The organism is Rhodothermales bacterium (genome assembly GCA_034439735.1).
Classification (GTDB): domain Bacteria; phylum Bacteroidota; class Rhodothermia; order Rhodothermales; family JAHQVL01; genus JAWKNW01.
This window is the reverse complement of record JAWXAX010000107.1, coordinates 1-8605: the sequence shown is the minus strand read 5'-3', so window position 1 is coordinate 8605 and position 8605 is coordinate 1. Positions and strand designations below refer to the sequence as shown.

6 protein-coding genes are annotated in these 8605 nt (G+C 61.9%); 2 read left to right on the top strand and 4 right to left on the bottom strand.

Translation table 11 applies throughout. The features are described from left to right. Positions 1 to 146: 146 nt before the first annotated feature. A complete protein-coding gene (locus SH809_08670) occupies positions 147 to 2516 on the bottom strand; it encodes a glutamine--tRNA ligase/YqeY domain fusion protein (GenBank protein ID MDZ4699762.1) in 2370 nt (789 codons plus the stop codon). Between the two features lie 42 nt (positions 2517 to 2558). Beyond that, the gene (locus SH809_08665) at positions 2559 to 2846 is read right to left on the bottom strand and encodes a hypothetical protein (GenBank protein ID MDZ4699761.1); all 288 of its coding nucleotides are present in this window, start codon (positions 2844 to 2846) and stop codon (positions 2559 to 2561) included. A gap of 190 nt (positions 2847 to 3036) precedes the next feature. Between SH809_08665 and SH809_08660 the strand changes: the two genes are divergently transcribed. Both SH809_08660 and SH809_08655 read left to right on the top strand, forming a co-directional pair. Next, the gene (locus tag SH809_08660) at positions 3037 to 3405 is read left to right on the top strand and encodes a hypothetical protein (GenBank protein ID MDZ4699760.1); all 369 of its coding nucleotides are present in this window, start codon (positions 3037 to 3039) and stop codon (positions 3403 to 3405) included. Positions 3406 to 3611: 206 nt separating this feature from the next. Next, positions 3612 to 5018, top strand: coding sequence for a T9SS type A sorting domain-containing protein (locus SH809_08655; protein ID MDZ4699759.1), 1407 nt, complete (start codon positions 3612 to 3614; stop codon positions 5016 to 5018). Positions 5019 to 5493: 475 nt separating this feature from the next. On the opposite strand, the gene SH809_08650 is transcribed toward SH809_08655, so the two are convergent. Continuing rightward, on the bottom strand, positions 5494 to 6645 hold the full coding sequence (locus SH809_08650) for a hypothetical protein (GenBank protein MDZ4699758.1): 1152 nt from the start codon (positions 6643 to 6645) through the stop codon (positions 5494 to 5496). Between the two features lie 329 nt (positions 6646 to 6974). Next, a partial coding sequence (locus SH809_08645) for a DUF1501 domain-containing protein (GenBank protein ID MDZ4699757.1) occupies positions 6975 to 8605 on the bottom strand: 1631 nt, incomplete at its 5' end.

Below are 8605 nucleotides of genomic sequence, written 5' to 3'. Positions count from 1 at the left end.
TGCCAGTCTGATGGCTGGATTACTTCGTAAGTCGCTTCGCTCGTTTCCCGCCTTCGCGGGAGCCTGCCCCCGGCTTTGACCGGGGGATGACGATGCCTTTGATTGTGAAAATCCCAACAGTCTCTAAACCTCGAACCTTAAACCCTTCAGCCCAACTGTTCCGCCAGCAGGTCCTTCACCATCTGGGGGTTCGCCTGGCCTTTGGTCTCTTTCATCACCTCGCCGACAAAAAAGCCCATCAGACCCGTCTTCCCGTCTCGATACTGCGCCACCTTATCCGGAAAACGGGTGACGAGCGACGTCACGATGGGCTCGAGCGCGCCGGCGTCGCTCACCTGGCGATAGCCGCGTTCTTCAACAATCGCCGCGGGCCGTTTGCCCGTGGTAACCATGGCGGCGAACACGTCTTTTGCGATCCGTGTGGAAAGTGTGCCGTCCTCGATGAGGTCGATCAACTCACCCACGGTATCCGCTTGGAGCGTGGTGTCGGCGAGGGGCCGGCCGGCGAGTTCGCCCGGAAGCGCGTGCACCACCCAGGCAGCGACGGCCTTGGGGGCATATCCGAGGACCTGGGTCGCATCAAACAGCGACGCCAGGGCGCCATCGGCGACAAGCGCCTCGGCCTCGGAGAGGTCGAGGCCGAGTTCGTCCACATACCGCTGTAGCGACGCCGCCTGGCTGGGAGACAAATTCTGGACGCTATCGGAAGTAGTTCGGGGTTTGGAGGTCGTGCCGCGTTCGCCGACACCGACAGGCGCGGCCGACTTCGTGGCCGGCGTCGTGGCCGGCGTCGTGGCTGGCGTCGTGGTCTTCTCCACTTCTTTCGCCCATGTATCCCGCAGCGTCACGATCCTGTTAAACACCAGCTTGCCGGGGGCTGTGTCCTGGTCGACTACAAAATACCCCTGCCGCTCGAACTGAAAGCGTTCGCCTAGCGTCGCGCCGGCAAGACTCGGCTCGACGACCGAACGCGACAACACGATGCGGGAATCCGCGTTGAGGGTATCCAGGAACGTCTTCCCCTCCTCCCCTTCCGGATCGGGGCGCGAAAAGAGGCGGTCGTAGAGGCGCACTTCAGCCGGCACGGCGTGCGCGGCGGACACCCAGTGCAGGGTGCCCTTCGCCTTCCGGGTCTCCCCGCCGCTGAGTGTCTCCGGGTCGTACGTGCAGTGCACTTCGACGACCTGGCCGGAAGCGTCCTTCACGACGCCCGTGCACCGGATGAGGTACGCGTACCGCAGCCGCACCTCCGCGCCGGGGGAGAGGCGGTGGAATTTTTTCGGCGGGTTCTCCATGAAATCCTCCCGCTCGATGTACAGTTCACGCGTGAACGGCACCGGACGGGAGCCTTCATTCGGGACATCGTGCGGCCAGTAGGAGGCGTCGTGGTGCTCTACCTTGCCCTCTGGAAAATTGGTGATGATGACCTTGAGGGGGTCCAGCACGGCCATCACGCGGGGCGCCTTGTGATTGAGGTCGTCCCGGATGCTATATTCGAGCAGGGCGATGTCATCTTCGCCGGTGGAGCGGGTGATGCCAATCCGGTCGCAGAACGCCTGGATGGACTCCGGCGTGTACCCGCGCCGACGGAGCCCGGCGATGGTGGGCATCCGGGGATCGTCCCATCCATCCACATACCCCTCGTTCACCAGCCGCAGCAGCTTCCGTTTGCTGGTGACCGTGTAGTTCAGGTTGCGGCGCGCGAACTCGTGCTGCCGCGGGCGCGGATTCCAGGCGACGGGGACGTTTTCGACCAGCCAGTCGTACAGCGGCCGGTGCACCTCGAACTCCAGCGTACAGATCGAGTGTGTGATGCCCTCGATGGCGTCGGAGAGCGGGTGCGCAAAGTCGTACAGCGGGTAGATGCACCACGCGTCGCCGGTGCGGTAGTGGTGAGCGTGTTTGATGCGGTAGAACACGGGGTCCCGCAAGAGCATGTTCGGGGACGCCATGTCGATCTTCGCCCGGAGGACGTGCGCGCCGTCCGGAAATTCGCCGGCCCGCATGCGCGAGAAGAGGTCCAGGCTTTCGGCCACGGAGCGATCGCGGTGCGGGCTGTTTTTGCCGGCCTCGTTCACCGTCCCGCGCAGCGTGCGGATCTCCTCCTCGTTCAGACTGTCGACGTACGCCTTGCCGGATTTGATGAGCATCACGGCGAAGCCGTAGAGCTGCTCGAAGTAGCCCGAAGCAAAAAACAGCTTGTCCTTCCAGTCGAAGCCCAGCCAGCGGACGTCGTTCATGATGGACTCGACGTATTCAATCTCCTCCGTCTCCGGGTTTGTGTCGTCGAACCGCATGTGACAGACGGCGCCGGGGAAGTCCCGCGCGATGCCGAAGTTGAGGCAGATCGAGCTGGCGTGACCGATGTGGAGGTAGCCGTTGGGCTCCGGCGGAAACCGCGTGGCGACGCGATCCCCGTTGAGGCCTGAACGCAGGTCCTCGTTGATGATGCCGCGGATGAAGTTGGTCGATGGCGCGCGATCGTCGCCAGAGGGTGACGTGGGAACTACTGACACAGGATTTGTGGCCGCTGTGGGCGCTGAGAGATGAAGGAGAACTCAGTTGGAGAAGATGCGAACGGCCACCTGGCCGCCGGCGTCCTCGAGGCGCTCGACATCGGTGTCGGCGAACCAGCCTTCGTCGGCCGGTTGGGGCTCACCGGTGTCGTCCGGGCGCTGGTAGTCCTTGATTTGCGTGACCCAGATGAGGTTCTTCTTGATGCCAGGCGCCACCTCCGTATTGGGCGCGAAGTCGCTCGCCACGCCTTCGATAGCGCCCAGCAACTGGCCCTGCTTATTGTAGAGATGGACGCGAACGCGGTCACCGAATTTGATCTTTCCTTCCATGGTACCGTGCCGTGCGAGATCGAAAACGTCAGGTATTCAAGAGGCTGTAGGACGTATCGTATCGGCTGAGGATCCCTGATAAACGAAGGACAATCGAGAAAAAATCATGCTTTTTTTGATCTTTCCCCGTGTTTTCATACTATCGCCGCAAGGCGTGGCAGCACACGCCTGTTTCTCATACCCCGCGGCCATGATCACCTCGGTCCTTCGTTCCCTCTTGCTGGTCGGCGCACTCGCGCTGACCGCCCTCTCGCCTACGCTCTTCGCCGAACGCGTCTCTGGCAGCTGGCACATGCAAATCGTACTCGACGCGAGCAGCGGTTCGGCCTATCTGCAGCTCGAACAGGACGGCGAGACGCTCCGAGGCGGCTACCAGGGCCTCCTCGGCCGCTCGGACGTCACGGGCACGCTGCGTGTCAACGAGATCGCCTTCACGGTGACCAGCGGTGGCCAGACGATCACCTACTCGGGCACGATCGAAGATGGCGCCATGAGCGGCCGATGCGACTACGCCGGCGCCACCGTCTGCACGTTCCGGGGGATCCGGTTGGAATCGTGAAAAGGGTACTAAACCCCGTGCTTAATTTTCCTACATCGAGGGTTTCGAATCGCTGCCAGGATGTAGATGCCGGCGCACGTCGGATGCGCCAGAAGCGACGTAGCGATCATGCATAACATGTAGCTACTCTTCCAATAATACCCTTTATTGGTGTTCCTGCAAGCCCCAGGAAATTCCATCTCACAACCAATCAAGGGTGATCCACCATGGATAACCGTACTATGCACAGGCTTCGGGCCTGTATCCTCACTATGCTAATGATCGCCTTATTCGGACTGAACAAGGCATCGGCGCAAGAAACGATCGACTTCGAAGGCCTCGTCGAAGGCCAGGTCGTAAGCAGTGTCTTCGGCGACGGTGGCTTCGGCCCCGTCACGGTGACCGGCTCTAATCTTCAAAACAGCCCCGGCGTCAACGCGGCCGTGATCTTCGACTCGTACTGCATCGGCGGATGCACCGGCAACGATCGCGACCTCGGTTCGCCGAACGTGGCCTTCGGGGGTCCCGGCCTCGGCCTGGGCGGCGGCCCGGGCGCATTCCAGAACGATTCGGCGCTGGGTAACATCCTGATCGTGCACGAGCGGCCGACGGAAATCGTCGACATCCAGCCGGGCCTGCCCGGCGTGATCAATCCGGACGACGAAAACGGCGCAACGACGATCGTGCTCGATTTTCCAGAGCCGGTGACCATCTACCAGTTCACAATCATCGACCGGGAGAGCAATGAGTCCCAGAACATCGAACTCATCGGTGAAGGCGGCGTCATGCTCGGCATGTTCAGCTCGCCGGCTACTGGCGACAATGGCGTCGCCACCGTGGTTACCGACGCCGGGCTGGCCGGCGCGGGCACGGCTGGCGTCGTGCAGCTCGTAATGACCCACAAGGGTTCGGGCGGGCTGGACAACATCGTCTTCCTGCCGCCACCGCCCCCACCGGGCGGCTGCTCGTACACCCAGGGCTTCTGGAAAACGCATCCGGAGGCGTGGCCTGTCGACCAGCTCACGCTGGGCAATGTGGTCTACACCAAGGCCCAGTTGCTCGATATCTTTAATGCCTCGCCCAAGGGAGATAAGACGCTCATTCTGGCGCATCAACTCATCGCCGCGAAGCTGAACGTCGCGAATGGCGCGGACGACACGGACATCGCCTCGACGATCTCGGCGGCCGATGCCTGGCTGATTGCCAACGGCCCCGTGGGCAATGGCAATAAGGACTGGAATGGGGGCGAAACGCTGAGCAATACCCTCGACGCCTATAACAACGGTGAGATCGGCCCGGGCCATTGCGACGATGTCAGCAGCGCGATGAATGCCGGCTCCCGGATCGACCGCCTCGCCGTGGACACCCCGGTCAGCTTCGGCCTGAATGGCAACTACCCGAACCCGTTTAACCCGACGACCACGATCAGCTTCTCCGTCCAGGAAGCGACGCACATCCGGCTTTCGGTGTACGACCTGCTGGGCCGTGAAGTCGAACTCCTCGTGGACCGCGCCCTCGAGGCCGGACAATACGACGCCAGCTTCGACGCCGGCAACCTGCCGAGCGGAACCTACCTCTACCGGCTGAGCACGCCGGCCGGGACGTTTACGCAGACGATGGTGCTGTCGAAGTAACTCTCCGCGGAGATTCCGTCCGTGTCATCGCGTTACCACGGCAGGTCCTCGGCTGTTCTCGGACCGGTCAATATAAAACCAACGGCGGATGGGGCACAAACCCCATCCGCCGTTTTACATTGGGTCCAAACCGCAGGCGGCGCTAGAGACGAGTCGAAGTTCCGTTCACTTCTACTGCAATCGTCGGGGTGTCTGAAACGAGCGACATGGCTTGTTCACCCACTGCGAATAGATCGACCAGGCTCCCATAACTGGGGGGAAACGCGAGACGATTACACAGGAGTAGTCCGCATTTATCGTGGCGCCGATTGTGAATGCCTCAGCGATGTGTGCAGGGGGACGGTAATGACACCCTGGGCTCCGTGACCGGGGCAACGATCACCACGCGCCAGGCCCGCATCGCGCCACCACAACCGCAGCGTCCGGTGCACTCTACAGTCTGGTACCGGTTCTGTACCCGGGCTCCGATGGACCTCTAATACCCCGTGCGCGATTCATACCGCCCGCTCATCACGATCCGCGGTGCAGCGGCAGCCCCGATACTCGACAGTTGAACGCTAAGACGATCCAGTGCCGCGTAGCTGTAATAGACGCCCGATCTTCCATCCTGCACAAAGTGGAGCCTGGGTGGAGAGGGGTCTCCTTCAAGTGGGTCGCCGCCCTCGCCTGTGTCCTGATCGGCTTCATTGTCGCCGGCAAACGAGGGGACCTGAAGAATCAGAGCCCCATAAATTGTCGCGGTACCTTTATACGTGATATGCAGGTCTGCCGAATCGCCCGCTCTGGCCATAACGATGCCTTCCCATCCGAATGTGCCGGAAAGCACTTGCATATCGCCCTCGATGAGCAGGACGCCATAACCTGCCACTGTGCCATTAAAGGTCGCATCTCCGGATACCACGATGTATTGCGGCTCCGTGGGTGAACCGTAGGTTCGATTGCCGTTAAATATACCACCTGGGAATACGGCATCCGCACGACTCAACACCTCTGTTCGAAGCGAATCGAGGTTGAGCGCAAAAGGTCCATACGTTACATCGAGTTCTCCACCGATACCGACAATCTGATCTTCTTGCTTGTGGGAAATCGCACCCTCAACAAGATCCTTCACGCTGCTGAGCGTTGTCCGGACGCCATGAACGGCTACCGAACTTCCCGCATAGGGCCCGCCCATCGACGGCGGCGTGGTATCGATCCCGCTGTCTACAAATGAATCGCCGTTGAATGATATCTCGGCGTATGGGGCATCGATTAGAATCGCCGCTTCTACCGTCCCCGGTGCAACAATGCTGCGGAGCGTGGCCGTGATCTCATACCCTTTATCGCCACTGATACCGGTCGCTCGAAGCAGGATCTCGCCTCCAGCCAATGGTGTCGCGGTTAAATCGAAATGGCCGCCTAGAAACGCGTGATCTACATACGAAATCATCTCGGCATTCGAAAAATCACGCTTCGCCTCGGCTACTCCCAGATTGATCGCCGATGTGGCTATTTGCCGGGCAAGAAGCTCGTTTTCGTATGCCGAGACTACGGAGCTTGTCGTGTGAGTAGACTGCTGCGAGGACTGGTTAACGATGAGCGCCGAGGCGATAAACCCCGCTAGTACAATAAGCAATCCCTTCCCCATGGCGATAACAAGAGTTAGTGGTCAGCAATTCCGGGGGGGATCTGCGCGAAGCGAGCCGTGATGAGTGGGCGGCATCGGTCTTCGTTATGGCACGCGGTTTTTTCCAAGTGGGCTACACGTACCGCATCTGAACGTAATGCAGCGCATAACGAAAAAACAAGTGGTTTTGGCGCATTCGAGGTCTTTTATGCTAGATTTTCCTGCCTGCGCTGGTTTTGCCATGCTCCAAGAGGAATTCGCAAGCGGACAACACCTGAATAACCAGATAAAATGCTCCGGCCTGGCATCTCACCATAAGGGCTCGCCGTTTCAGTACAAGTGTACGCGCCTCATCGAACCAGCGTCATCCGCCGGCTCTGGGCGCCGCCGGCGGTTTCCAGCCGGTACAGATACGTCCCGCTCGGCAGCCTTCCGGCGTCGAAGGCCACACGGTGCGGGCCGGCGGGCAGCGTCCCGTCCACCAGCGTTTCAAGCCGGCGTCCCTGGATATCGAATACGACCAGGCGGACGGCTTCGGGGCGTGTAAGGGTGAAGGTGATGGTGGTCTGCGGATTAAACGGGTTCGGGTAGTTCTGGTTGAGCGTGAACGACGACGGCAGCGCGCCCCGCTCCACGGCCACGGGGCTCGCGGGGTTGGCGATGAGCGGGAGCGCCTCATACGGATGACCGAACAACACTTCTCCGACGACCGCGGGGTCGAGCCCGAACCAGTCCTGCAGCATGGTGGCGTAGATCGTGCGGAAATCGTGTTCGTGCAGGATGTTGCCGGCGAGGTCCAGGTTCACGAGGTCGGGCGCGTTGCCGTACAGGCCGCCGTTCACGCCGTCGCCGGCGACAAACAGGGGCGCGGCGGTGCCGTGGTCGGTCCCGAAGGAGCCGTTCTGCCCCACGCGCCGGCCGAATTCGGAGAACGTCATCGTCAGCACGCGGTCGCCCATGCCGGCCGCCGCCACGTCCTGTAGAAAGGCGTCGACACTGGATGCCAGGGCGTTCAGGAGTTGGCCGTGGTCGCCCAGCTGGTTGGCGTGGGTGTCGAATCCGCCGATGGAGACGTGGTAGATCCGCGAGCCGAGGTTGCCCTTGATCAGGCGGGCGACAATGGACAGGTTATTGGCGAGCGTGTTCTGGGGATAGTCGACCTCATTCGCGCCAACGGCCGAGGCGGCCTGAACGGCGCCGGCGTAGACGAAGGAGTCGTTGGCGACGGAGCGGACGTAACCCATCTCGGCGCCGTAGCGGGTCGAGGGCAGGCCGGCGGTTTCGTAGAGCTTGCCATCCTCGGCGAGGCGCTCGAAGAATTCCGGACTCACCAGCGACATCCCCATGTTGCCGGCCGGCCCCTGGAACATCAGGGACGACAGGCCGCCGATCTGGACGGCCAGCGGGAAGTCGGTCGGGGTCTCGTCGAAATTCGGAAACTCCCGATTCAGGTACCGCCCCACCCAGCCGGTGGGGGAAATGGTGTCCGATGAGGTGCCGGACATCCAGATATCCGTGGACCGGAAGTGGGAGAGGTTCGGCGACGGGTAGCCGACGTTCTGGACGATGGCGAACCGCCCATCGTTGAAGTACGGCCCGAACGGCGCAAGGGACGGGTGCAGCCCCTGATCGAGCCCTACCGCCAACGCCTGGGCCGTGTTTTTGGCGATGGCGATGGACGGCCGCTCGCGGTAATAGACGTCGTTTTCGTAGGGGATGATGGTGTTCAGGCCGTCGTTGCCGCCGGAGAGCTGGATGAGGACGAGCACACGGTCGGTCTCGGCGGCGGCCAGCTGCGCCAGCAGCGGCGAGGCCCCGTAGGCGCGGATCGGGGCGCCTCCAAGCACGAAGGCGCCGCCGATAGCCGCGCCGAGGCCCGTGAGGAAGTCGCGCCGCGACCAGGCGGCATGGTCGCGGGTGTGGGCTTCGCCGTGTTCGAGGGCGCTGCCGTAACGGGGTGCGGGGCGGGTGGGATGAGGAT